22 protein-coding genes and 1 pseudogene are annotated in these 23036 nt (G+C 66.6%); 20 read left to right on the top strand and 3 right to left on the bottom strand.

The window, feature by feature from the left end; translation table 11 throughout:
• The first annotated feature begins 4 nt into the window (after nt 1-4).
• The 10 genes and pseudogenes from nuoN to ABIC66_RS20380 all read left to right on the top strand — a co-directional run bounded on the left by nuoN (nt 5) and on the right by ABIC66_RS20380 (nt 9085).
• Complete coding sequence (gene nuoN, locus ABIC66_RS20420) at nt 5-1450, top strand: NADH-quinone oxidoreductase subunit NuoN (RefSeq protein WP_354072615.1); 1446 nt, start codon at nt 5-7, stop codon at nt 1448-1450.
• Between the two features lies 1 nt (nt 1451).
• Entirely contained in the window at nt 1452-2207 is a 756-nt protein-coding gene (locus ABIC66_RS20415) for a biotin--[acetyl-CoA-carboxylase] ligase (RefSeq protein WP_354072613.1), read from the top strand.
• Nucleotides 2204-2989: a type III pantothenate kinase gene (locus tag ABIC66_RS20410; RefSeq protein WP_354072611.1), complete on the top strand. Its 786-nt coding sequence runs from the start codon at nt 2204-2206 to the stop codon at nt 2987-2989. The genes ABIC66_RS20415 and ABIC66_RS20410 overlap by 4 nt, the downstream gene beginning before the upstream one ends.
• Complete coding sequence (locus ABIC66_RS20405) at nt 2989-4668, top strand: ribonuclease J (RefSeq protein ID WP_354072609.1); 1680 nt, start codon at nt 2989-2991, stop codon at nt 4666-4668. Before ABIC66_RS20410 ends, ABIC66_RS20405 begins: the two co-directional genes overlap by 1 nt.
• A 110-nt stretch (nt 4669-4778) precedes the next feature.
• The gene (gene mce / locus ABIC66_RS20400; RefSeq protein ID WP_354072607.1) at nt 4779-5210 is read left to right on the top strand and encodes a methylmalonyl-CoA epimerase; all 432 of its coding nucleotides are present in this window, start codon (nt 4779-4781) and stop codon (nt 5208-5210) included.
• Nucleotide 5211: 1 nt separating this feature from the next.
• Nucleotides 5212-5472, top strand: a complete 261-nt coding sequence (locus tag ABIC66_RS20395) for a DUF1467 family protein (protein ID WP_354072605.1) — start codon at nt 5212-5214, stop codon at nt 5470-5472.
• 75 nt (nt 5473-5547) lie between these two features.
• Nucleotides 5548-5699, top strand: a pseudogene (locus ABIC66_RS24285) (hypothetical protein); the annotation flags it as partial.
• A gap of 98 nt (nt 5700-5797) precedes the next feature.
• Nucleotides 5798-7126: a proline--tRNA ligase gene (proS, locus tag ABIC66_RS20390; protein ID WP_354072603.1), complete on the top strand. Its 1329-nt coding sequence runs from the start codon at nt 5798-5800 to the stop codon at nt 7124-7126.
• Nucleotides 7126-8406: a lipoprotein-releasing ABC transporter permease subunit gene (locus ABIC66_RS20385; RefSeq protein ID WP_354072601.1), complete on the top strand. Its 1281-nt coding sequence runs from the start codon at nt 7126-7128 to the stop codon at nt 8404-8406. Before proS ends, ABIC66_RS20385 begins: the two co-directional genes overlap by 1 nt.
• Nucleotides 8399-9085, top strand: coding sequence for an ABC transporter ATP-binding protein (locus ABIC66_RS20380; RefSeq protein WP_354072599.1), 687 nt, complete (start codon nt 8399-8401; stop codon nt 9083-9085). The genes ABIC66_RS20385 and ABIC66_RS20380 overlap by 8 nt, the downstream gene beginning before the upstream one ends.
• Nucleotides 9086-9091: 6 nt before the next feature.
• Here ABIC66_RS20380 and ABIC66_RS20375 read toward each other — a convergent pair whose 3' ends face one another.
• Both ABIC66_RS20375 and ABIC66_RS20370 read right to left on the bottom strand, forming a co-directional pair.
• Entirely contained in the window at nt 9092-10330 is a 1239-nt protein-coding gene (locus ABIC66_RS20375; protein WP_354072597.1) for a hypothetical protein, read from the bottom strand.
• Nucleotides 10331-10366: 36 nt separating this feature from the next.
• Entirely contained in the window at nt 10367-11326 is a 960-nt protein-coding gene (locus ABIC66_RS20370) for a nucleoside hydrolase (RefSeq protein ID WP_354072700.1), read from the bottom strand.
• A 166-nt stretch (nt 11327-11492) separates the two neighbouring features.
• On the opposite strand from ABIC66_RS20370, the gene sidA reads away from it, so the two are divergent.
• The 3 genes from sidA to ABIC66_RS20355 all read left to right on the top strand — a co-directional run bounded on the left by sidA (nt 11493) and on the right by ABIC66_RS20355 (nt 15498).
• On the top strand, nt 11493-11582 hold the full coding sequence (gene sidA, locus ABIC66_RS20365) for a cell division inhibitor SidA (RefSeq protein ID WP_354072596.1): 90 nt from the start codon (nt 11493-11495) through the stop codon (nt 11580-11582).
• Between the two features lie 37 nt (nt 11583-11619).
• Nucleotides 11620-15051, top strand: a complete 3432-nt coding sequence (gene dnaE / locus ABIC66_RS20360) for a DNA polymerase III subunit alpha (protein ID WP_354072594.1) — start codon at nt 11620-11622, stop codon at nt 15049-15051.
• A 96-nt stretch (nt 15052-15147) separates the two neighbouring features.
• Nucleotides 15148-15498 (top strand): GFA family protein, encoded by a 351-nt coding sequence (locus ABIC66_RS20355; protein ID WP_354072592.1) that lies wholly within the window; start codon nt 15148-15150, stop codon nt 15496-15498.
• A 224-nt stretch (nt 15499-15722) separates the two neighbouring features.
• On the opposite strand, the gene ABIC66_RS20350 is transcribed toward ABIC66_RS20355, so the two are convergent.
• Complete coding sequence (locus ABIC66_RS20350; protein ID WP_354072590.1) at nt 15723-16430, bottom strand: haloacid dehalogenase-like hydrolase; 708 nt, start codon at nt 16428-16430, stop codon at nt 15723-15725.
• 321 nt (nt 16431-16751) lie between these two features.
• On the opposite strand from ABIC66_RS20350, the gene rpsB reads away from it, so the two are divergent.
• The 7 genes from rpsB (at nt 16752) to dxr (ending at nt 23033) form a co-directional block, all read left to right on the top strand.
• The gene (rpsB, locus tag ABIC66_RS20345) at nt 16752-17612 is read left to right on the top strand and encodes a 30S ribosomal protein S2 (RefSeq protein WP_354072588.1); all 861 of its coding nucleotides are present in this window, start codon (nt 16752-16754) and stop codon (nt 17610-17612) included.
• A 148-nt stretch (nt 17613-17760) separates the two neighbouring features.
• The gene (tsf, locus tag ABIC66_RS20340; protein WP_354072587.1) at nt 17761-18699 is read left to right on the top strand and encodes a translation elongation factor Ts; all 939 of its coding nucleotides are present in this window, start codon (nt 17761-17763) and stop codon (nt 18697-18699) included.
• Nucleotides 18700-18876: 177 nt separating this feature from the next.
• Nucleotides 18877-19617, top strand: coding sequence for a UMP kinase (gene pyrH, locus ABIC66_RS20335; protein WP_354072585.1), 741 nt, complete (start codon nt 18877-18879; stop codon nt 19615-19617).
• Between the two features lie 28 nt (nt 19618-19645).
• Nucleotides 19646-20212: a ribosome recycling factor gene (gene frr, locus ABIC66_RS20330; RefSeq protein WP_354072583.1), complete on the top strand. Its 567-nt coding sequence runs from the start codon at nt 19646-19648 to the stop codon at nt 20210-20212.
• A 49-nt stretch (nt 20213-20261) separates the two neighbouring features.
• A complete protein-coding gene (uppS, locus tag ABIC66_RS20325) occupies nt 20262-21041 on the top strand; it encodes a polyprenyl diphosphate synthase (protein ID WP_354072581.1) in 780 nt (259 codons plus the stop codon).
• A complete protein-coding gene (locus tag ABIC66_RS20320) occupies nt 21001-21846 on the top strand; it encodes a phosphatidate cytidylyltransferase (protein ID WP_354072580.1) in 846 nt (281 codons plus the stop codon). The genes uppS and ABIC66_RS20320 overlap by 41 nt, the downstream gene beginning before the upstream one ends.
• The gene (dxr, locus tag ABIC66_RS20315) at nt 21834-23033 is read left to right on the top strand and encodes a 1-deoxy-D-xylulose-5-phosphate reductoisomerase (RefSeq protein WP_354072698.1); all 1200 of its coding nucleotides are present in this window, start codon (nt 21834-21836) and stop codon (nt 23031-23033) included. The genes ABIC66_RS20320 and dxr overlap by 13 nt, the downstream gene beginning before the upstream one ends.
• Nucleotides 23034-23036 lie beyond the last annotated feature (3 nt).

Genomic DNA, 23036 nt, shown 5'->3' with positions numbered 1-23036 from the left:
GCCTATGACCTTTTCCGCCAACTTCTCGCTCGTCCTGCCTGAGGTCCTTCTCGCGATCGCGGCGCTGGTTCTGCTGGTCGCCGGCGCCTTCCGGGGCAAGGTCGGGGCTATCTTCACCCTGGCCGCCGTCGCTGCGCTGATCGCGGCCGCCGCCACAGCGGTGTTCGGCCCGCATGGCCACGCCTTCAACGGGGTCTACGCGGCCGACGCCGCGGCGACCTACGCCAAGGTGGCCATCTATCTTTCGAGCGCCATCGCCGTGGTGCTGGGCGACCGCTGGCTGGCCCAGCGCGGCGACCAGAAATTCGAATATGCCGTCCTGGTCGTGCTGGCCGCGCTCGGCATGGGCGTCACCGCCTCGGCGGGTGACCTGATCAGCCTCTATGTCGGCGTCGAGCTGCAGTCGCTGGCCCTGTACGTCCTCGCCGCCATGCGCCGCGACGACGCCAAGTCGTCGGAAGCGGGCCTGAAGTACTTCGTGCTGGGCGCGCTGTCGTCGGGTCTGCTGCTGTATGGCAGCTCGCTGATCTACGGCTTCACCGGTTCGACCCACTTCAGCCAGATCGCCCTGGCCGCGGCCCATGGCGGTTCGCACGGCGTCGGTCTGCTGTTCGGGCTGGTGTTCCTGATCTGCGGCCTGGCGTTCAAGGTCTCGGCCGCGCCGTTCCACATGTGGACGCCGGACGTCTACGAAGGCGCTCCGACCCCGGTTGTCGGCTTCTTCGCCGCCGCGCCGAAGCTGGCCGCCATGATGATGTTCGCCCGCGTGCTGGGCGACGCCTTCCCAGGCGCGACCGAGCAATGGCGGCAGATCCTGGTGATCGCGGCCCTGCTGTCGGTGTTCGTCGGCGCCTTCGCGGGCCTGGCCCAGACCAACCTGAAGCGCCTGTGGGCCTATTCCTCGATCGCCAATGTCGGCTACGCCCTGCTGGGCGTCGCGGCGGGCGGCGAGGTCGGCCTGCACTCGATGCTGGTCTTCATGACCCTCTACATGGTCGACGTCACCGGTTTCTTCGCCTGCCTCCAGGCGCTGAACCGCGGCGGCAAGCCGATGGAGACGATCGAGGACATGGCGGGCCTGATCAAGGAACGTCCGGGCGTCGCCCTAGCCATGACCGCGTTCTCGCTGTCGGCCCTGGGTCTGCCGCCGTTCTCGGGCTTCTGGTCGAAGTTCTACGTCTTCAAGGCGGCCATTGGCACGGGCGACGTGATGATGCAGTGGGCCGCCGTGCTCGGCCTGGTCGGCTCGGTTGTCGCGGCGTTCTATTACCTGCGCCTGATCAAGGCCATGTGGTTCGACGCCTCTACCGGTTCGGTCGACGCTCCGTCGCCGTCGGCGCGCGCCGTCGGCTTCGCCGCCGCCATCTTCTCGTTCCCGATCGTGCTGGTGGCCCTGATCTGGCTCGATCCCGCCGCCAAGGCCGCCGCAGCGGCCTTTGGTCACGCGTGACGTGACGGGCTTACCGCCCGTCGTCGTCCCACCCGTCGTCATTCTGGGCGAGATCGACTCCACCAACGCCGAGGCCCGACGCCGGGCCGAGGCGGGCGAGGGTGGGCCGCTGTGGCTGCTGGGCCTTCGCCAGACCGCCGGGCGCGGCCGTCGCGGTCGCGCCTGGGAGACCGGCGAGGGCAACCTCGCGGCGACGTATCTTTTCCGCACCGACAAGCCGCCCGCCGAGGCCGCTCAGGTCTCGTTTGTCGCCGCCCTGGCCGTGGCCGACATGTTGGCCGAGTACGTGCCGGCCTCTCGGGTCAGCCTGAAATGGCCCAACGATCCGCTGCTGGGCGGGCTCAAGGTCAGCGGCATCCTGGTCGAGTCCGGCGCCTTCCCGTTGGGCGGTCTCTGGATTGCCGTCGGCATCGGCGTGAACTTGGCTCGCAAGCCGATCGACGCCGAGCGTCCGGCCACGTCCGTCGCCACCTATCGCGACATCCCCCCGCCGCATCCGACCGAGGCCATCGAGGTGTTGGCCGGCGCGTTCGAGCGCTGGTGTCGAACCTGGACCACCCTGGGCTTTCCCGCCATCGCCGACGCTTGGACCGCGCGCGCCCACGGCCTGGGCGAGCCCTGTGTCGCGCGGCTAGGGACCGAGACGGTCGAAGGGGTCGCCGAGGGGCTCGACGGGGATGGCGCGTTGCGGCTTCGTCTCGATGACGGTCAAGTCCGCCGGATCACCGCCGGCGACGTGTTTTTCGGAGGCGCGTGATGCTGCTCGCCATTGAACAGGGCAACACCAACACCATGTTCGCCATTCACGACGGCCAGTCGTGGGTGGCGCAGTGGCGCTCGGCCACCGAGAGCACTCGCACCGCCGACGAGTACGTGGTCTGGCTCTCGCAATTGCTGTCGATGCAGGGCCTTGGCTTTCGAGCCATCGACGCGGTGATCATTTCCAGCGTCGTGCCGCAGTCGATCTTCAACCTGCGCAACCTCTCGCGCCGCTATTTCGGCGTTGAGCCGCTGGTGATCGGCGAGAACGCCAATCTCGGCATCGACGTCCGTATCGAGAAACCTTCCGAAGCCGGCGCCGACCGCCTGGTCAATGCGATCGGCGCCGCCATGATCTATCCAGGACCGCTGATCGTGATCGACAGCGGCACGGCGACCACCTTCGACATCGTGGCCGCCGACGGCGCCTTCGAGGGTGGGATCATCGCTCCCGGCATCAATCTGTCGATGCAGGCGCTGCACGAGGCGGCGGCGAAGCTGCCCCGGATCGCCATCCAGCGGCCCGCCGGTAACAGGATCGTGGGAACCGACACGGTGTCGGCCATGCAGTCCGGCGTCTTTTGGGGCTATATCTCCCTGATCGAGGGCCTCGTCACGCGCATCAAGGCCGAGCGCGGCCAGCCCATGACCGTTATCGCCACCGGCGGCGTCGCCTCATTGTTCGAGGGCGCCACCGAAAGCATCGACCACTTCGACTCCGATCTGACGATCCGGGGTCTCCTCGAAATCTACCGACGAAACACCATTTCCGAGACCTGATGAAAAAATCCAAGAACGACGAGCTCGTCTTCCTGCCGTTAGGCGGGTCGAACGAGATCGGCATGAACTTCAACCTGTACGGCTTCGGCCCGGCCCACGATCGCAAGTGGATCGTGGTCGACCTTGGCGTGACCTTCGGCGACCAGACGACGCCGGGCGTCGAGATCATCCTGCCGGATCCGTCGTACATCGAGCCCTACGCCGACGACATCGTCGGCATTGTCCTGACCCACGCGCATGAAGATCACCTTGGCGCGGTGCACTGGTTGTGGCCGCGCCTGAAGGCGCCGGTCTACGCCACGCCGTTCACCGCCTTCCTGCTGCGCGAGAAGCTGCGCGACGCCGATCTGCTGGACGAGGTCGACATCACCGAGGTGCCGCTGGGCGGCAAGTTCACGCTTGGTCCGTTCGAGCTGGAGCTGATCACCCTGACGCACTCGATCCCCGAGCCGAACGGCCTGGCGATCAAGACGCCATTGGGTACGATCCTGCACACGGGCGACTGGAAGATCGATCCCGAGCCCCAACTGGGCGCCCCAACCGACGAAGCCGCCATCCGCCGCCTCGGCGACGAGGGCGTGCTGGCCATGGTCTGCGACAGCACCAATGTCTTTGTGGAAGGCTCTGCCGGGTCCGAAGCCGACGTGCGCGAGGCGCTCGGGAGCCTGATCAGGAGCCTGAGCGGCAAGATCGCCGTGGCCTGCTTCGCCTCGAACGTGGCGCGCATGGACACCGTGATCCGCGCCGCCCAGGCCTGCGGCCGCAAGGTCTGCCTGGCCGGTCGCTCGATGCACCGCATGGCCGCCGCGGCGCGGTCGGTCGGTCTGCTGACTGGGATCGAGCCGTTCATCAACGACGACCAGGCCAAGCACCTGCCCGAGAACGAGATCCTGTTCCTGTGCACGGGCAGTCAGGGCGAGGCCCGCGCGGCGCTGTCGCGGATCGCCGACGGCAGCCATCCGCACGTGAAGCTGGGCTCTGGCGACCACGTCGTCTTCAGCTCGCGGGTCATCCCGGGCAACGAGATCCCGATCCGCAACTTGCAGAACAAGCTGGCCGACCGCGGCGTGCGCCTGCACACCGAGCGCGATACGCCCGGCATCCACGTTTCGGGTCACCCGTGCCGTGAAGAGCTGCGCCAGATGTACTCGTGGGTGCGTCCGCAGATCGCCGTGCCGACCCACGGCGAGCGCCGCCACCTGATCGAGCACGCCGCCTTCGCCAAGGACCTGCAGGTTCCGCACGCCGTCTCGCCGCGCAACGGCGACATGGTGCGCCTGGCGCCGGGCGTGCCCGAGATCATCGACGAGGTTCCGGCCGGCCGTCTGTATGTCGACGGCGGCGTGGTCACGCCCGAGAACGGCGACGCGCTGCGCGAGCGGCGCCACGCGGCGTTCAACGGCATGCTGGCCGTCTCCATCGTCCTGGACGGCCGCAACAAGATCGTCTCGGGCCCGCAGGTGCGCGGCATCGGCCTGACCGGCGACGAGGAGTACACGCTGGACGATGCGCTGGACGATCTCGCCGAGGAAGCCGAGGGCGCCTACAAGAAGCTCCAGGGCGACGCCCGCGAGCTGGACGAGGCGATCGAAAGCGCCATCTCCCGCGCCGTGAAGAAGGCCGCGTTCCGGATCTGGGAGCGCAAGCCGGTCGTCGAGACCACGGTCCTACGCATCTGATCATGGATGGGCGGCCGCGAAAACGCCGCGGTCGCCCTATCTTCCCGCGCTGCAGCCCTGGTGCTAGGCCAATCGCCAACAACCAGAAAAGCAGCGGGAGTTCTTGAAGGATGATCGGCAAGCTCAACCACGTCGGCGTCGCCACGCCGTCGATTGACGACTCGGTGAAGATGTATCGCGACCTCTTGGGCGCCACCTCGGTGACCGAGAAATGGGCGATGCCGGAGCAGGGGGTCTGGGTCTGCTTCGTCAACCTGCCCAACAGCCAGATCGAGCTGATCGAACCCTATGGCGAAAGCTCGCCGATTCACGGCTTCCTGGCCAAGAACCCCAAGGGCGGCCAGCACCACATCTGCTTCGAGGTCGAGAACATCTACGAGGCCCGCGACGATCTGGTGGCCAAGGGCGCGACCGTGCTGGGCGAGCCTCGCATCGGCGCCCACGGCACCCTGATTATCTTTGTTCACCCCAAGGACATGGGCGGCCTGCTGGTCGAACTCATGGAAACACCCCAAAAAACCCTAGAAGGGGAAGCTCACTGACATGAGCCCGATCACCTGGTTCGCGATCTACCTGACCATCTGGTGGACGGTGCTGTTCGCCGTGCTGCCGCTGGGCTCGCGCAGCTTTCACGAGGCGGGGATCGCGCCGCCGCCGGGCGCGGATCCTGGAGCGCCGGTCAATCCGAACCTGAAACGCAAGTTCATCACCACGACCTGGGTCTCGGCCATCGTGTTCGCGGTGTTCTTCGCGGTGATCCACTTCCATCTCGTGACCCTGCCGGACCTGCCGACGGGCGCCTGACGGACGAATGCTCAAGGCTTGGGCGCGGGGCGAGCGATTTGCCCCTAATCGCCCAAGGCTTGGGCGAACGGCCTCATTGTCAGCGCTTCCCATGGATGGGCGTGCCCCAACACCTGTTCGGTCGGTAAGGTGTCTTCAGGAGATCGGCCTGGCCGGTCTCGCTCTGTGGCGTCTTCCCCGACGATGACTTGATGAGGCCGCGCGGCGATCCGCGCGGCCTCTCTTTTATTCGGATCGGGAGCCTTACTTTAGTCACGCGCGTTGCCAAGCTGTCGGACGAGAGGCTATCTCAGGCCTCCTCGAATTCCCCGGAGTTTCCACGCGCATGCGCTTGTCGCGCTATTTCCTGCCGGTGCTGAAGGAAGCACCGTCCGACGCCCAGATCGTTTCACACCAGCTGATGCTTCGCGCCGGCATGATCCGCCAGGAAGCCGCGGGTATCTATGCCTGGCTGCCGCTGGGCCTTCGCGTGCTGAACAAGGTCGAGCAGATCGTCCGCGAGGAAATGGATCGCGCCGGGGCCATCGAGCTGCTGATGCCGACTCTGCAACTGGCCGACCTGTGGCGCGAGTCTGGCCGCTACGACGCCTACGGTCCCGAGATGCTGCGCATCAAGGACCGCCACGAGCGCGAGCTGCTGTACGGGCCCACCAACGAGGAAATGATCACCGAGATCTTCCGGGCCTATGTGCGCAGCTACAAGGACCTGCCCAAGAACCTCTACCATGTGCAGTGGAAGTTCCGCGACGAGCGCCGTCCGCGCTTCGGCGTGATGCGCGGCCGCGAATTCCTGATGAAGGACGCCTACAGCTTCGACCTCGACGCCGAAGGCGCGCGCAAGGCTTATAACCGCATGTTCGTGGCCTATCTGAACCTGTTCTCGCGCATGGGTCTGAAGGCCGTGCCGATGCGCGCCGACACGGGCCCGATCGGCGGCGATCTCAGCCACGAGTTCATTGTCCTGGCCGAGACGGGCGAAAGCGCCGTCTTCTGCCACAAGGACCTGGTCGAGATGCCGCCCCCGGGGCCGGACGTCGACTGGTATGGCGACCTGCAGCCGCTGGTGAACCAGCGCACGGCGCTCTACGCCGCGACCGAGGAAATGCACGACGCGGCGGCGTTTGACGCGCTGCCCGAGGGTGATCGTCTGTCGGCGCGCGGCATCGAGGTCGGCCATATCTTCTCGTTCGGCACGAAGTATTCCGAGCCGATGAAGGCCCTGGTCACGGGCCCCGACGGCAAGGACGCGCCGGTGCAGATGGGCAGCTACGGCGTCGGCGTCTCGCGTCTGCTGGGCGCGATCATCGAGGCCAGCCACGACGACGCCGGGATCATCTGGCCGGAAGGCGTCGCGCCGTTCGACGTCGGCATCGTCAACATGCGCCAGGGCGACGCGGCCTGCGACGCGGCCTGTGAAACGGCCTACGCCGCGCTCAAGGCCGCCGGCAAGGACGTGCTCTATGACGACACCGACGCCCGCGGCGGCGCCAAATTCGCCACCATGGACCTGATCGGCCTGCCCTGGCAGCTGATCGTCGGCCCCAAGGGCCTCGCCGACGGCGTGGTCGAGATCAAGAATCGCAAGACCGGCGAGCGCCAAACCGCCTCGCTGGAGTCGGTCCTCGACGGCCTGATCAAGAGCAAGACCGCCTGATGCCAGACGCCCGCGCCGCCGGTCCCTTCAGTCGCTGGGAGCGCTCCGTCGCTCGCCGGTACCTGTTCGCCAAGCGCAAGAACGGCGGCGTGGCGCTCATCTCGGTCATTTCGTTCTGCGCGGTGATGCTGGCGGTCTTCGCCTTGATCACCGTGATGAGCGTGATGAACGGCTTCCGAGCCGAGCTGCTGGGCCGGATCCTCGGCTTCAACGGCCACCTTTACGCACAATCGCCGCTGATCAATGGTCCGGACCGCGACACCATTATTCGGCGGATCAAGGCCTCGCCAGGCGTGATCCAGGCCGCGCCGATGGTGGAGGCCCAGGCCATGGTCATCGGCCCGACCCAGGTGACCGGCGCCATCGTGCGCGGGGTGACCACCACGGATCTGCGGCACATGTCGCTGATCGCCGGTAACATCAAGAGCGGCGGCATGGACGGCTTCGGCCAGGGTGAATACGGCGGCGACATCGTCCTGATTGGCGATCGCATGGCCCAGACCCTGGGCGTGCGGCCAGGCGACGCCATTACCCTCATCTCGCCCACGGGTCCGGCCACGGCGTTCGGGACCTCGACCCGCGAGAAGAACTACATCGTCGGCGGGATCTTCAGCGTCGGCATGAGCCAGTTCGACGAGGCGTTCGTCTACATGCCGCTAGAGCAGGCCCAGCTGTTCTTCGGTCGCGACACCTCGATCGACTATGTCGAGATCAAGCTCGACGACCCCGACAAGGCCAAGGATCTCAAGCATGCCGTCGAGGTGGCCAGCGGTCCCGGCGCGCTCGTGACCGACTGGCAGGACAAGAACCACAGCTACTTCACCGCCCTCCAGGTCGAGCGAAAGGTGATGCGGCTGATCCTGTTCTGCATCGTGGCCATCGCCACCCTGAACATCATTTCCAGCCTGGTCATGCTGGTGAAGAACAAGGGCAAGGACATCGCCATCCTTCGCACCATGGGCGCGGGGCAGGGGGCGGTGCTGCGCATCTTCCTGATGGCCGGCGCCTCGATCGGCGTGGCCGGCACCATCTGCGGCCTAGCCCTGGGTGTGGTGTTCTGCGCCTACATCACCCCCATTCAGAACTTCGTGGAATGGGCCACTGGCACGGCCGTGTTCAGCGCCGACGTCTACATGCTCTCGCACATCCCGGCCAAGATCGACTGGGCCGAGGTCGGCGGCATCGTGGCGGCGTCCGCCCTGATGAGCATCATGGCGACCCTGCCGCCCGCCTGGCGCGCCTCGCGCCTCGATCCGGTGGAGGCGCTTCGCTATGAGTGATCCTGTCCTAGCCTTGCGCGGGGTCGAGCGCGTCTACAAGACCGAGGCCGGCCCGCTGCCGGTGCTCCGCGGCGTCGACATCGACGTCTATCCGGGCGAGGTCGTCGGCCTGATCGGCCCTTCGGGCTCGGGCAAGTCCTCGCTGCTGCACTCGGCAGGCCTGCTGGAACGCCCCGATGCCGGCCTCGTGGCTCTGGAGGGGCGCGACTGCTCCAAGCTGTCCGAGCGAGTCCGCACGCGCATCCGTCTCGGCACGGTTGGGTTCGTCTACCAGTTCCATCACCTGCTGCCCGAGTTCTCGGCCCTCGAGAACGTCGCCATGCCCCTGACCATCGCCGGCAAGAGCCGCCGCGAGGCCGAAGCGCGCGCCAAGGACCTGCTGGAGGGTCTGGGCCTGGGTCACCGCATGAACCACCAGCCTGCCCAGATGTCCGGCGGCGAACAGCAGCGCGTGGCCATCGCCCGCGCCCTGGCCAATCATCCCAAGCTGTTGCTGGCCGACGAGCCGACCGGCAATCTCGATCCCGCGACCTCAGCGGCCGTGTTCCAGTCGCTCTATCAGGTCTGCCGCGAACAGCGCGTCGCGGCCGTGATCGCCACGCACAACATGGAACTGGCCCGCTACATGGACCGCGTCGTCGCCCTCAAGGACGGCCACTTGGAGGCGCGGACCTTTTAATCGGCGTCAGAACTGGCGGCGAAAGGCGGTCTGCAGGACCGTTTGGCTTTGCCGCGGCGCTAACCCCAGTCTGACGCGGTCGCGGCGGAAGCTGTCGATGTGCAGCGCCTCGAACACGATCTGGCTGTTGGGTTTGACATCCCAGCGATAGGCGGCCAGGCCCGACCAGCCGTGCTCGGCGTTGTTGTCGGTGGCCTTGTTGGTCCGGTCGGTTGTCGAGAAATGATCGTAGCGCACGGTCGCTGACCCCCGCCCCAGCGCCTTGCCGGCCGAGACATAGGCCGCCTCGAAACCCATGTCGGCCCAAAGACCCAGGGCGTTCGAATAGCCCATCAGAGTCTCGCCGGTCAGGACTTGGGCCTTCACCGCGACGGCGTCGAGATCCAGCCGCATGCCGAGGTTCCAGAATCGGGTCTCCCACGACCATTCGCGATAGTCGTTGACGCTGGTCCGGTCGCCCTCGTTTTCGGAACCGAACAGGTCGAAGGTCAGGACGGACGATGGCCGCCACTCGACCCGCCCGTAATAGCCGACGCGCCCGTCGATCTCGGCCAGCGGCGTGGTCGACGGTGCTTGACGCACCGCCATGCGGGGGCTGAGCGGCGGCAACGGGAAACGGCCGAACACCGGCGACTTGAGATCGTGCAGGGCCCAGCCTCGAAAGGTCAGCTCGGTGCCCGATGTGTCGCCGTTCTTGAAGCCGCCGGCCGTCAGGCTGAACGTCTGGCCAGCCAGGGTGCGACGGATCGTGGCCTCGACGCCGACGACCTTGGTCTCCTCGGCCACCCAGGTGTTGATCGCGGAGGGCGTGATGGTGTCGGGCACGGACCAGTCCAGGCCGTCGTGCTCCAGTGAGATCGGCGGATAGAACACCCCAGCCCGAGCCGACAGGCGCATCGCCGAACCCGGGCGCGAGCGATAGGCCAGGTAGCCTTCGCCGAGGTCGACCAGATGACGCTGGCCGTCCTGGCTCTCGCCGACAACCACGGCCGAGACGGTGTCGGAAAAGCGGGGATTCCAGACCAGGGCGGCCTCACCCAGGCGCAGGCCCTGATGGCCATCACCGAACCGGGCCTTGCCCACGCGGCCGTCGATCCAGGAGGTCTCGCCGTCGGCCGCGACGAGGCGCAGATCGACGAGGCCGGAGAAGGTGTCGCGGGCGAACAGCTCCGCCTGCGCGCACGCTGAACTCGCGCTCGCCAAGACCAGCGCCGTCCCCACAACGGTCGAAGTCAGCTTCCCCATGGGCCGGAAGCCTGCGGGAAGACCGCTGCGAATAGGTTAAGAGAGCGCCTGCTTCATCGCCGCGAAGAAGCCGGCCTGGTCGATCCGTTTGATCACCCTGGCATTGGGCGCGCGGCGCTTTAGGGCCGGATCGGCGATCTCGATGTCCGGCAGGATCGCGTGCGAGACGGAAAGATAGCCGCGCGTCAGCTCGCCCATCGTCTCGACATCGACCACGCAATCCTCGGCCTCGAGGATCAGGGTTTCGTCCAGGGCGATGGCGCAGGTGAGGGCGTCGGGGTGCAGGCTGCCATCCAGCCCCTCGGTCTCGCGGGCGAAGGCCAGGGAAGCGCGGTTCACGTCGGTGAAGAACCGGGCCTTCTCGGTGCCCAACGCTTCCAGTTCGGCGAGCTGGGCGGTGCTCCACAGACCGTCCCGCAAGGTCAGGGTCCAGGTGGCGATCGACAGGTTGAACCCGGCGTTGACGACGATCTTGGCCGCCTCGGGATCGACATAGAAGTTGTACTCGGCCGCCGGGGTGACGTTGCCGACCCCGTTGTCCGTGCCGCCCATGATCCAGAGATGCTTCAGGGCCTGGGCGATGCGCGGTTCGCGCAGGTAGGCCAGGGCGATGTTGGTCAGCGGGGCCTGCGCGATCAGGACGATCTCGCCGGGCGCGGCCATGATCCGCCGCACGAGTTCGTTCACCGCGTGACCGTCGGCGGGGCGTTGGGCGGCCCGCGCGAAGCCGCTGTCGCTCATGCCGTCGTGACCGAAGACATAGGCCGCATCGAGCGGCGCGCGCGTGAACGGCGTCTCGGCCCCTAGATAGATGGGGACCTCGCCCGCCTTGCCGCATCGCTCCAGCGTCACAAGCGCGTTCTCGGCGTGCTGGGCGAAGCCGACATTGCCGTGGGCGATGGTGATGGCCTCGACGGTGACGCCGGGACGGGAGAGGGCCAGCATTAGCGAGAAGACGTCGTCGCCGGCGGTGTCGGTGTCGATGATCAGGCGCATGGCCTGGATCTGCCCCGATCCGGCGCGCTTGGCCATAGTCGTTCAAGCGGAGGCGGGGCCTATCGAGTGACTCGCCCGAAGAAAATGCGGTGGAACGTCGCGGAACATCTTGTGAACAGAACAAAAGCGGAATATGGAACAAAACAAGAAATCTGTGGAGGTTCCGATGATCCGTATCGCGCGTGAGTCTTTGGCTCTTGTATCGGTCGTCAGCTTCGTCTGGATGATGTGCACGGTCGCCCAGTTGGTGGCCTGAGTCGTCCAAGCGGCTGTCGTTTAGCGGAGGTCGGTCAATGGCGGACGGGGAAGGACAAGGGTTCGTCCATCTGCGGGTCCGCTCGGCCTATTCGCTGCTCGAGGGGGCCATCAAGGCCGATCAGATCGGCAAGCTGGCCGCGGCGGCGGGCATGCCGGCCGCGGGGATCGCCGACCGCGCCAACCTGTTCGGGGCTCTGGAATATTCGTCCTACGCCAAGGACGCGGGAGTCCAGCCGATCATCGGCTGCGCCATTCCGATCACCGGCATCGGCGGCGGCCCGACCGAGCGTTGGGCTCGGGCGCCGACGATCATGCTGTTGGCCCAGAACGAGCGGGGCTATCTCAATCTCTCCGAGCTCTCGTCGATCGCCTATCTCGACAGCGCCGAACTGCCCGAGCCGATCGTGCCCTGGGCCAAGGTGGTCGAGCACAGCGAGGGTCTGATCCTGCTGTCGGGCGGCACGGACGGTCCGGTCGACGCCCTGTTCGCCGCCGGCAAGACGGCCGAGGCCTCGGCGGCCCTGGCCGAGATGCAGCGGGTCTTCGGCGACCGCTTCTATGTCGAGCTGCAGCGTCACGGTCTGCCCAAACAGGCGGCGGCCGAGCCCGGCTTGGTGAACTGGGCCTACGAGAACGACGCGCCGCTGGTCGCGACCAACGACGTCTATTTCGCCAAGGAAAACTTCTACGCCGCTCACGACGCGCTGCTTTGCATCGCCGACGGTTCGTTCGTCGGCCAGGATGAGCGTCGGCGGGTCACGCCCGAGCACTGGTTCAAGCCGCCAGCCGACATGCGCAAGCTGTTTTCGGACCTGCCGGAAGCCTGTGACAACACCCTCGACATCGCTCGGCGCTGCGCTTTCATGGTGCACAAGCGCGACCCGATCCTGCCCAGTTTCCCGACCGGCGACGGCCGCGACGAGGGCGAGGAACTGACGCACCAGGCGAAAGAGGGCCTGAAGATGCGCCTCGACGGTCTGGAACTGGCCGCGCCCGAGGAGGAGTACTGGAAGCGGCTCGATTTCGAACTCGACATCATCAAGAAGATGGGCTTCCCCGGCTACTTCCTGATCGTGTCGGACTTCATCAAGTGGGGGAAGTCGCATGGCATCCCGGTCGGTCCGGGGCGCGGTTCGGGCGCCGGCTCGCTGGTTGCGTGGGTGCTGACCATCACCGATCTGGATCCGCTGCGCTTTGGCCTGCTGTTCGAGCGTTTCCTCAATCCCGAGCGGGTCTCGATGCCCGACTTCGACGTCGACTTCTGCCAGGAGCGACGCGAAGAAGTGATCTCCTACGTGCAGGAGAAATATGGCCGCGACCGCGTGGCCCAGATCATCACGTTCGGCAGCTTGCAGGCTCGCGCCGTTCTGCGTGACGTCGGCCGGGTGATGCAACTGCCGCTGGGCCTGGTCGACCGTCTCTGCAAGATGGTGCCGAACAACCCCGCGGCGCCCGTCACCCTGGCGCAGGCTATCGATCTGGAGCCACGCCTCAAGCAGGCTAAGAACGAGGACGCCAACGTCTCGGCCTGTCTGGATGTGGCGCTGCAGCTGGAAGGTCTGTTCCGCAACGCCTCGACCCACGCCGCCGGCGTGGTGATCGGCGACCGGCCGCTGACCCAGCTGACGCCGCTATACAAGGATCCACGCTCGGACCTGCCGGCCACCCAGTTCAACATGAAGTGGGTCGAGAGCGCGGGCCTGGTAAAGTTCGACTTCCTGGGCCTGAAGACCCTGACGGTGCTGGACCGGGCGGTGAAGCACCTGAAGAAGCGCGGCATGGAGGTCGATTTGGGCCGCCTGTCGTTCGACGACGCCAAGAGTTACGAGCTGCTCGCCTCGGGCCAGACGGTCGGGGTGTTCCAGCTCGAAAGCCAGGGCATGCGCGACACTCTGCGCAAGATGCGCTGCAGCTCGATCGAGGAGATCACCGCGCTGATCTCGCTGTATCGACCGGGCCCGATGGACAACATCGATACCTTCGTCGACTGCAAGTTCGGCCGCAAACCCGTCGACACCCTGCACCCGTCGCTGGAGACGGTGCTGAAGGAGACCTACGGCGTCATCGTCTACCAGGAACAGGTGATGCAGATCGCCCAGATCCTGGCGGGCTACAGCCTGGGCGAGGCCGACCTTCTGCGCCGGGCCATGGGCAAGAAGAAGAAGGAGGAGATGGATCTCCAGAAGATCCGTTTCGTCTCCGGCGCCAAGGAAAAAGGTGTCCCCGAGGAGCAATCGGGCTCGATCTTCGAACTGGTGGCCAAGTTCGCCGGCTATGGTTTCAACAAGTCGCACGCCGCCGCCTACGCCTTCATCTCGTACCAGACGGCCTGGTTGAAGGCGAACACGCCGGTCGAGTTCTTCGCCGCGTCGATGAGCCTGGACTTGTCGAACACCGACAAGCTGGCCGTCTTCCATCAGGACGCCCGCCGGTTTGGCGTGACGGTGCGCGCTCCGGACGTCAATGTCTCCGGCGCCGACTTCGAAGTCGAGAACGGCGAGGTGCTGTACGCCCTGGGCGCCATCCGCAACGTCGGTCTAGAGGCCATGAAGCACCTGGTGGCGATCCGCGAAGAGGGCGGGCCGTTCCGCGACATCTTCGACTTCGTCGAGCGCATCGACCCCAAGCAGGTCAACAAGCGCGCCATCGAAAACCTGGCCCGGGCCGGGGCCTTCGACCAGATCCATAAGAACCGCGCCCAGATCGTGGCCTCGGCCGACGTTCTGACAGCCCACGCCCAGAGCTGCCATGCCGATCGCCAGGGCGGGCAGGGCGGCCTGTTCGGTTCCGATCCGGGCGCGGGCCGTCCGCGCTTGGCCAAGACCGAGAACTGGAACCAGGTCGATCTGTTGGACGAGGAATTGTCGGCGGTCGGCTTCTACCTGACCGGCCACCCGCTCGAGGACATGGTCGGCATGCTGCGCCGCCGGCGCACGGTGATGCTGGCCGAGGCCATGGTCCAGGCGGAAGCGGGCATGGAGGCGTTCCGCATGTGCGGCGTCGTCCGCCGCCGCCAGGAGCGCGCTTCGCAGAGCGGCGAGAAATTCGCCTTCGTCTCGCTGTCGGACCCGACCGGCGAGTACGAGGTGCTGTTCCCGCCGGAATCGCTGCGCAAGTGTCGTGACGTTCTGGAACCTGGGAAGGCCGTGGCCATCAAGGTCCGCGCCAAGGCCCGCGACGGCGAGGTGCGCTTCTTCGGCGACGACGCCGAGCCGATCGAGAAGGCCATCGAGAACGTCGTGGCCGGCCTGCGGGTGCATCTGTCGCCCAGCGCCGCCGAGATCGACGCACTGAAGCGGCGCCTCGAGCCAGCCCAGGCCCAGAAGGGCGGGGAGGTGACCTTCGTCGCCGCGATCGCCGGCGGTCGTGAGATCGAATTGCGTCTGCCAGGCCGCTACACGCTCGACGCCGCCCTGCGCGGGGCCTTGAAGACCGCGCCGGGCGTGGCGCTGCTAGAGGATGTGTAGGAATATATTCCTATGATGGCACCTTGAAATGGCCATCGGCCGGGCGCCGGCATTGGTTGAAGAGAGCCCTCCGCGGGCCGCGATGGGAGAGAGACGATGGCCAATCATGAAGGCGGATGCCAGTGCGGGCGCGTCCGCTATGCGGTCGACATCGACCTCGACAACCTGATCACCTGCAACTGCTCGCGCTGCGGCAAGCTGGGGTCGATCCTGGGCTTCGCGGGCGCCGACGCCTTCGACCTGCAACGGGGCGAGGACGCCCTGACCGAGTACCAGTTCAACACCCACAAGATCTCGCACTTCTTCTGCGCGACCTGCGGCATCCAGTCTTTCGGGCGTGGCGTCGCGCCGAACGGGCAGGCGATGGTGGCGATCAATGTTCGCTGCCTGGACGACGTGGATGTCTTCGCGCTCCAGCCGAAGCAGGTCGACGGCAAATCGTTCTGAGGGATTGAGGCCGGTATAGGTCTGGCTATCAGTGGATGGCGGAGGACTGTGCGTAGGCTCGCCTCGGCTCATATCAGGATGAGGACAGCAAAGCCCTGACACCTCTTCTAAGGAGCGCTCTCCTGAGCGCGTCTCCAAGAACGCACCGAGCAAACCTCTGATTGGGATCGAAGATGGCCCGACGCTGCCGAGATATCCCAGATCGGTCGCCCAAGCTGTCCACCTCACCACGCCGCCGCGCGGCCGTTGGCCAGGCCCGCCCGGAATAGCCGACGTTCGGCGGCCTTGCCGCCCTTGACGATGACCGGCTTCTCGGCGCCGCGCAGCAGCGGCAAGTCGTCGAGACTGTCGGTATAGGCGTAGGTCCAGCGCGCGCCGTGGCCAGCCTCGGCCAGGGCCTGGCATTTGCGCTGGTTGCGGCAATGGACATCAGCGACCCAGCCGCCGCCGCGGTGCTTCAACGACGTGCCCAACACTTCGATCTGATGGCCGAGCGGCCCGATCAGCGCCTCGGCGAGGAGGGCGGGAGCGGCCGTGACGACGACAACGCGGTCGCCGCTCTCTAGGTGCTCGCGCAAGGTGGCGAGACCGCCGACCCGCCAGGCCAGGGCGCTCTGGCCGTCACGAAAGGCTTGACTGAACCGGGCGCATGACTCGCGAAGGCCGCGCTCGCAGAGGCCGACGGTGGCGATCCATAGCAGAATCGAGGCTCCGGCGCGGCGAGTGCGTGGGATCGCGACCATCGGGCATGCGATCGGCGCGACGGCTAGAAACGCCAGGGCGCGGAGCGGGGAGCGGCGGACGCGGTCCCAGAGCCACAAGGCCGTGGAATCGCCGTCCAACAGAGTTCCGTCCAGGTCGAACACGGCGAGCATGGCCAGGATCTCCGGCCCGCCTTCGAGCGCGAAGGCGAGGGCATTGGGCCACGCCAATGTGTAGATCCGGCGAAGCCCGCCTCAATCTCCTGTGGAGAGATGGCGGTATTTCGACGCCGATGCGGCGCGATCGGGCCGCTTCGCGCGACGCCGCCGCCGAGAAACCGTCCGGAGGCGGTCGACGCGTGCGCGCCGACGCTCAAATGCGGTCAGGGCTTGCTTTTTGTTCCGTCAGGGCCTATCTGCGCGCCCATTCCACACGTGGACGTTCGGTTGCGACCGGGGAGACATCCCGGCGTCGCCGTTCCGGTCCCGCTCCAGAATGGTCTGGAACGGGGGTGTCCGCGGAGGTTCAACCGGAAAAAGGATCAAGGCCCGATGGCTCTTCCCGAATTCTCCATGCGTCAGCTCCTGGAAGCCGGCGCCCACTTCGGCCACCAGACGCACCGCTGGAACCCGAAGATGGACCGCTACATCTTCGGTTCGCGCTCGAACATCCACATCATCGACCTGTCGCAGTCGATCCCGCTGCTGCACCAGGCTCTGGTGAAGGTTCGTGAAGTCGCCGCCGCCGGCGGCCGCGTGCTGTTCGTCGGCACCAAGCGCCAGGCCAGCGACCCGGTCGCCACGGCCGCCAAGCGCTGCGCCCAGTACTATGTGAACCACCGCTGGCTCGGCGGCACCCTGACCAACTGGCGCACCGTCTCGGGCTCGATCGCCCGCCTGCGCGAGCTGGAAGGCGTTCTGGCCGGCGAAGGCCAAGGCCGTTCCAAGAAGGAACTGCTGCAGCTGACCCGCGAGCGTGACAAGCTTGAACTGTCGCTGGGCGGCATCAAGGACATGGGCGGCATCCCCGACATCATGTTCGTGATCGACACCAACAAGGAAGCGATCGCGATCCTGGAAGCGCGCAAGCTGAACATCCCGGTCGTCGCCATCCTCGACACGAACTGCGATCCGGACGGCATCACCTACCCGATCCCGGGTAACGACGACGCCGCCCGCGCCCTGCAGCTGTACTGCGACCTGATCGCCGACGCCGTTCTCGACGGTCTGGCCGCTGGCCAAGCCGGCTCGGGCGTCGACCTGGGCGCCGCCGTGAACCCGACCGAGCCGGCCCTGGCTCGCGCGCTGGCGCCGGAACCGACCCCGGAAGCGGTTGTCGAAGCCGCCCCGGAAGCCGCTGTCGAGGCTGCTCCGGAAGCCGCTGAAGTTGCTCCGGAATCGGCCGAAGGCTGATTTCCCACGTGTCTTACGTCCCGTTCGATCGGGACGCGGGACCGTCGCGACCCTGACATGCGACCGGGCTAGAAGCCCGGTCGCTACTCGTATGAATATGGCGGGCTGCGAAGCCCGGTCGCTAACCGTTTGAATCTGGAGATTTCCCATGGCTGAGATCACGGCTGCGCTGGTCAAGGAACTGCGCGAAAAGTCCGGCGTCGGCATGATGGACTGCAAGAAGGCGCTGCAAGAAAACGCGGGCGACATCGACGCGTCCATCGACTGGCTGCGCGCCAAGGGCCTGTCCAAGGCCGCCAAGAAGGCTGACCGCGTCGCCGCCGAAGGCCTCGTGGGCATCGCCGTCCGCAACGACGGCGCCGGCATGACCGCCGCCGCTGTCGAAGTGAACGCCGAAACCGACTTCCTGGGCCGCAACGAGCTGTTCCAGAATGCCGTCCGCAAGATCGCGGCCGTCGGCCTGGACGCCGAGGGCGTCGACGCCATCAACACCGGCAAGACCTCCGACGGCGAAGTCGTGTCGGACGTGCTGACCAACCTGATCGCCACCATCGGCGAGAACATGGTCCTGCGTCGCTCGGCGCGCTTCAGCGTCGCCACCGGCGCCGTCGCGACCTATATCCACAACGCCACCGCGCCGGACCTCGGCCGCATCGGCGTGCTGGTGGCCATCGAAGGCGCCGGCGACCAAGCCAAGATCCTGGAGCTGGGCCGCAAGATCGCCATGCACGTCGCCGCGACCTCGCCGCTGTCGTTGTCGCCGGATGATCTGGACCAGGCCGCGATCGAAAAGGAACGCGCCATCTTCACCGAACAGGCGCTGGAATCGGGCAAGCCCGCGGCCGTCGTCGAGAAAATGGTCGAAGGCCGGATCCGCAAGTTCCTGGAAGAAGTCGTGCTGCTGAAGCAAGCCTTCGTCATGAACCCGGACCAGACCGTTGAACAGCTGGTCGCCGAGACGGGCAAGGAACTGGGCTCGACCCTGACCGTGAAGGGCTTCGTGCGCCTGGGTCTGGGCGAAGGCGTGGAAAAGGCTCCGGCCGGCGATTTCGCCGCTGAAGTCGCCGCCATGGCCGGTCAAGCCTAAGGCCGGAACCCGAGGCCCTCGGGCCTTGGTCAGACAATCAGGGCGCGGCGCGTCTAGACGCGCGCCGCGCCCTTTTTGCGCCTGCCACGCGGCTCTCGAGCCCCGGTTGGCAAAACACGTCCCACTTCTGTAGAACGCACGTAATGTGCGTGCCGACGACTCAGGAATAGCGGTCCCATGTCCGATACCAGCGCACCCCAGAAATATCGCCGCATCCTGTTGAAAGTGTCGGGCGAGGTCCTGATGGGCGACACGCCCTACGGCATCGACACCAACACCGTGCAATCGGTCGCCGACGACGTGGCCGAGATCGTCAAGTCCGGCGTAGAGCTGTGCCTGGTGATCGGCGGCGGCAACATCTTCCGCGGCATGGCTGGCGCGGCCAAGGGCATGGAGCGCTCCAGCGCCGACTACATGGGCATGCTGGCGACCGTGATGAACGCCCTGGCCATGCAGGACGCCTTGGAGCGCATCGGCGTCGAGACCCGCGTGCAGTCGGCGATTCCGATGGCCACGGTCTGCGAGCCCTACATCCGCCGCCGCGCCCAGCGTCACCTCGAGAAGGGCCGGGTCGTGATCTTCGCCGCCGGCACCGGCAACCCGTTCTTCACCACTGACACCGCCGCGGCCCTGCGCGCGGCCGAGATGCAATGCGACGCCCTGTTCAAGGGCACCAGCGTCGACGGCGTCTACACGGCCGATCCGAAGAAGGATCCGTCGGCCCAGCGCTATGACCGCCTGACCTATATGGACGTCCTGGCCAAGGACCTGCGGGTCATGGACGCTTCGGCCGTGGCGCTGATGCGCGACAGCAACATTCCGATCGTGGTCTTCTCGATCAAGGGGCGCGGCAATCTGCTGACCGTCCTGCGAGGCGAGGGGACCCACACCGTGGTCGCCGAAGACCGCGCCGCCTAAAGCTCAAGACTAGCGAGGAGAGCCCATCATGGCCGCCGCCGAAAAACCCGTCCTGTCGCGCTACCGCGATCGCATGGACAAGGCCGTCGCCGCTCTGAAGGAAGAGTTCGGCAGCCTGCGCACAGGCCGCGCGTCGGCTAGCCTGCTCGACCAGGTGATGGTCGAGGCCTATGGCTCGACCACGCCGCTGAACGCGGTGGCCTCGGTCAGCGTGCCCGAGCCACGCCAGATCAATGTCAGCGTCTGGGACCGGGGCGTCGTCGTCTCGGTCGAGAAGGCGATCCGGGCGTCGGGCCTGGGCCTGAACCCGGTCGTCGAAGGCCAAAATCTGCGCATTCCGATCCCGCCGCTGACCGAGGAGCGCCGCAAGGATCTCTCCAAGATCGCCGGCAAATACGCCGAGCAGCAGAAGATCGCGGTCCGCAACGTCCGTCGCGACGCCAATGACGACCTGAAGAAGGCCGAGAAGGACGGCGCCATCGCCGAGGACGAGCGCAAGAAGATGGAAGCCGAGGTCCAGAAGATGACCGACGACGCCATCAAGCGGGTCGACGAGGCCTTGAAAATCAAAGAACAAGAGATCATGCAGGTCTAATCGCCTTCCCGGGAGTTAGTGGGGAGGCGACGAGGGAAGGTTGAAGCGAATGCCGGCGACCACCGGTCTGCAGAACGTTTCGGAACGCGCCGGGGGCGATGCGTCCGATCAACGTCTGCACGTGGCCATTATCATGGATGGCAACGGCCGCTGGGCGAAGCAGCGGGGGATGCCGCGCGTCTTGGGCCATCGCGCCGGGGTCAATGCGCTCAAGCGCACCGTCGAGGGCGCCCAGAGCCAGAACGTCGGCGTGCTGACGGTCTTCGGCTTCTCCACCGAGAACTGGCGCCGTCCGGCGCACGAGGTCTCCGAGCTGATGAGCCTTCTGAAGGCCTACGTCGAATCGGACCTCGAGCGCTTGGCCAAGGCCGGGGTGCGCGTGCGCATCATCGGCCGCCGCTCGGGTCTGTCGGCCGATATCGCCGAAGTGATCGAGCGGGCCGAGCGCCGCACCGAGAAGAACACCGAGTTCACGCTGCAGGTGGCGTTCAACTACGGCGGCCAGGCCGACATCACCGATGCGGCGCGCGCCTTCGCCGAGAAGGTTCAACGCGGCGAGGCCCAGCCGTCGGACCTGACCGAGGAGACGTTCGAGCGATTCCTGTCGACCGCCGCGGCTCCGCCGCCGGACCTGATCGTGCGCACCAGCGGCGAGCGCCGCATCTCGAATTTCCTGCTGTGGGACTGCGCCTACGCCGAACTGGTGTTCCAGGACGTGCTGTGGCCCGACTACGGCCCCGAGGCGCTGGCCGCGGCCATCGCCGACTATCGCCGGCGGGATCGACGGTATGGAGGAATCGCGGCCGATGACGTCGCCGTCGCCGGCTAAGCGCTTCAACTGGGGCAACCTTCGAATGCGTGTGGTCTCGGCCACCGTGCTCGTGCCTACGGTCGTGGCCGCCGTCTGGCTGGGCGGCTACTGGTTCCTGGCCCTGGCCCTGGTCTGCGTGGCCCTTCTGGCCCGCGAATGGGGCAAGATCAGCGCGCCCAAGGCGCCCCGCGCGGTCGGCGGCGTGGTCGGCGTCTTCTGCGCCCTCGCGGTGCTGGCCGGGTTCCTGCATCACTTCTTCATCGCCTGGAGCGTGGTCCTGGCCGGTGCTTTCCTGGCGGGCCTGATCGCGCGCGGTGCGGTCGAACGCCGGGCCGACGCGGCCTACGGCGTCGTCTATATCGCCCCCGCCGTCATCGCGATGGTCTGGGTCCGCTCCCTGGAGTTCGGTCTGCGCTGGACACTGCTGCTGTTTGTCGTGACCTGGTTCGCCGACATCTTCGCCTATGTGGTCGGCAGCCTGCTGAAGGGGCCCAAACTCTGGCCGCAGATTTCGCCCAACAAGACCTGGTCCGGCTTCATCGGCGGCCTGGTGGCCGCGATGATCGGCGCGGTCATGGTCTCCGAGCTGGGCAATCTGCGGCTCGTCTGGCCGGCCGCGGCCTTGATCGGCCTGCTGGGCGGCTTGGCCACCATGGCCGGCGACCTGTGGGAATCGATCCTCAAGCGCCGGTTCGGCGTCAAGGATAGCGGCGACATCATCCCCGGCCATGGCGGCGTGCTGGATCGCGTCGACGGCCTGATGTTCGCGGCGATCGTGGTCGCGGCCATCCGACTGATCGACCATTGGGGCTGGAACCATTGACCTTCCCCCGCAAGGTGGTGGTGTTGGGTTCGACCGGATCGATCGGCCTCTCGACCCTGAGCCTCTTCGAGGAATCCGGCGCGCCGGTTGAGATCCTGGCCCTGACGGCCGGGCGTAACGTCGAACGTCTGATTGAGCAGGCCACGCGCTGGCGGCCTGAGGTCGCGGTGATCGAGGACGAGACGAAGCTCCAACAGCTAAAGGACGGCCTGGCTGGAACCGGTGTGCGCGCCGCGGCCGGTGCGGCCGCGGTCGCCGAAGCCGCCGCCATGGGCGCGGATTGGGTGATGTCAGCCATCGTCGGCGCGGCGGGCCTGGCCCCCACCGTGGCGGCCGCCCGCACCGGCGCGACCATCGCCCTGGCCAACAAGGAAAGCTTGGTTTGCGCCGGGCCGGCGCTGCTGGCCATCGCCAAGACCGCCGGCGGCTCGATCATTCCAGTCGATTCAGAGCATTCGGCGATCTTCCAGGTGCTGCAGCCGGACTGCGCCCATCGCGTGGCTCGTCTGATCCTGACGGCCTCGGGCGGTCCGTTCCGCACCTGGGACAAGGCCGCCATGGCGGCCGCGACCCCAGAACAGGCGATCGCCCATCCCAACTGGTCGATGGGCGCCAAGATTTCGGTCGATTCCGCGACGATGATGAACAAGGGGCTCGAGATGATCGAGGCTTCCTACCTGTTCGGAACCCCGGAAGACCGCGTCGACGTCGTGATTCATCCCCAGTCCGTGATTCATAGCCTGGTGGAGTACGCCGATGGTTCAACCCTGGCCCAGCTGGGCCCGCCGGATATGCGCAGCCCTATCGCTTGCGCGTTCGCGTGGCCCGACCGTCTGCCGTGGCCAGCGCCCCGTCTGGATCTGGCCGCCTACGGCCAGCTGACCTTCGAATCGCCTGACCTCGAACGCTTCCCGTCGATCGACATCGCCCGCGAGGCGCTGCGCCTGGCTGGAGGCGCGCCAGCGGCCATGAACGCCGCCAACGAGGTCGCCGTCGCTGCTTTCCTTGACCGGCGGATTGGCTTTCTCGATATTGCCGCCTCGGTGGCGGGGACCCTAGAGCGTATGAATAGTCTTGGCAGCCTCTCCGGTACTGGCAGCGACGCTGTCGACAACGCGATGATGATCGACGCCAGCGCTCGCCGTATTGCGGCCGAGGTTGTCGCGCAAAAGCATCGCCGGCTCTGATCC

It is taken from the genome of Caulobacter sp. 1776 (assembly GCF_040545685.1).
Taxonomy (GTDB): Bacteria; Pseudomonadota; Alphaproteobacteria; order Caulobacterales; family Caulobacteraceae; genus Caulobacter.
Note: the sequence above shows the minus strand (reverse complement) of the source record. Positions and strands in the feature narration are given on the sequence as shown.

Bases quoted from the DNA above. Each gene is read 5' to 3' on its own strand.
- nuoN (WP_354072615.1), top strand. From the start codon at position 5: ATGACCTTTTCCGCCAACTTCTCGCTCGTCCTGCCTGAGGTCCTTCTC.
- tsf (WP_354072587.1), top strand. From the start codon at position 17,761: ATGGCTGAGATCACGGCTGCGCTGGTCAAGGAACTGCGCGAAAAGTCC.
- sidA (WP_354072596.1), top strand. From the start codon at position 11,493: ATGATCCGTATCGCGCGTGAGTCTTTGGCTCTTGTATCGGTCGTCAGC.
- frr (WP_354072583.1), top strand. From the start codon at position 19,646: ATGGCCGCCGCCGAAAAACCCGTCCTGTCGCGCTACCGCGATCGCATG.
- uppS (WP_354072581.1), top strand. From the start codon at position 20,262: ATGCCGGCGACCACCGGTCTGCAGAACGTTTCGGAACGCGCCGGGGGC.
- ABIC66_RS20385 (WP_354072601.1), top strand. From the start codon at position 7,126: ATGCCAGACGCCCGCGCCGCCGGTCCCTTCAGTCGCTGGGAGCGCTCC.
- ABIC66_RS20380 (WP_354072599.1), top strand. From the start codon at position 8,399: ATGAGTGATCCTGTCCTAGCCTTGCGCGGGGTCGAGCGCGTCTACAAG.
- ABIC66_RS20405 (WP_354072609.1), top strand. From the start codon at position 2,989: ATGAAAAAATCCAAGAACGACGAGCTCGTCTTCCTGCCGTTAGGCGGG.
- pyrH (WP_354072585.1), top strand. From the start codon at position 18,877: ATGTCCGATACCAGCGCACCCCAGAAATATCGCCGCATCCTGTTGAAA.
- proS (WP_354072603.1), top strand. From the start codon at position 5,798: ATGCGCTTGTCGCGCTATTTCCTGCCGGTGCTGAAGGAAGCACCGTCC.
- rpsB (WP_354072588.1), top strand. From the start codon at position 16,752: ATGGCTCTTCCCGAATTCTCCATGCGTCAGCTCCTGGAAGCCGGCGCC.
- mce (WP_354072607.1), top strand. From the start codon at position 4,779: ATGATCGGCAAGCTCAACCACGTCGGCGTCGCCACGCCGTCGATTGAC.
- ABIC66_RS20375 (WP_354072597.1), bottom strand. From the start codon at position 10,330: ATGGGGAAGCTGACTTCGACCGTTGTGGGGACGGCGCTGGTCTTGGCG.
- ABIC66_RS20320 (WP_354072580.1), top strand. From the start codon at position 21,001: ATGGAGGAATCGCGGCCGATGACGTCGCCGTCGCCGGCTAAGCGCTTC.
- ABIC66_RS20395 (WP_354072605.1), top strand. From the start codon at position 5,212: ATGAGCCCGATCACCTGGTTCGCGATCTACCTGACCATCTGGTGGACG.
- ABIC66_RS20370 (WP_354072700.1), bottom strand. From the start codon at position 11,326: ATGCGCCTGATCATCGACACCGACACCGCCGGCGACGACGTCTTCTCG.
- dnaE (WP_354072594.1), top strand. From the start codon at position 11,620: ATGGCGGACGGGGAAGGACAAGGGTTCGTCCATCTGCGGGTCCGCTCG.
- ABIC66_RS20355 (WP_354072592.1), top strand. From the start codon at position 15,148: ATGGCCAATCATGAAGGCGGATGCCAGTGCGGGCGCGTCCGCTATGCG.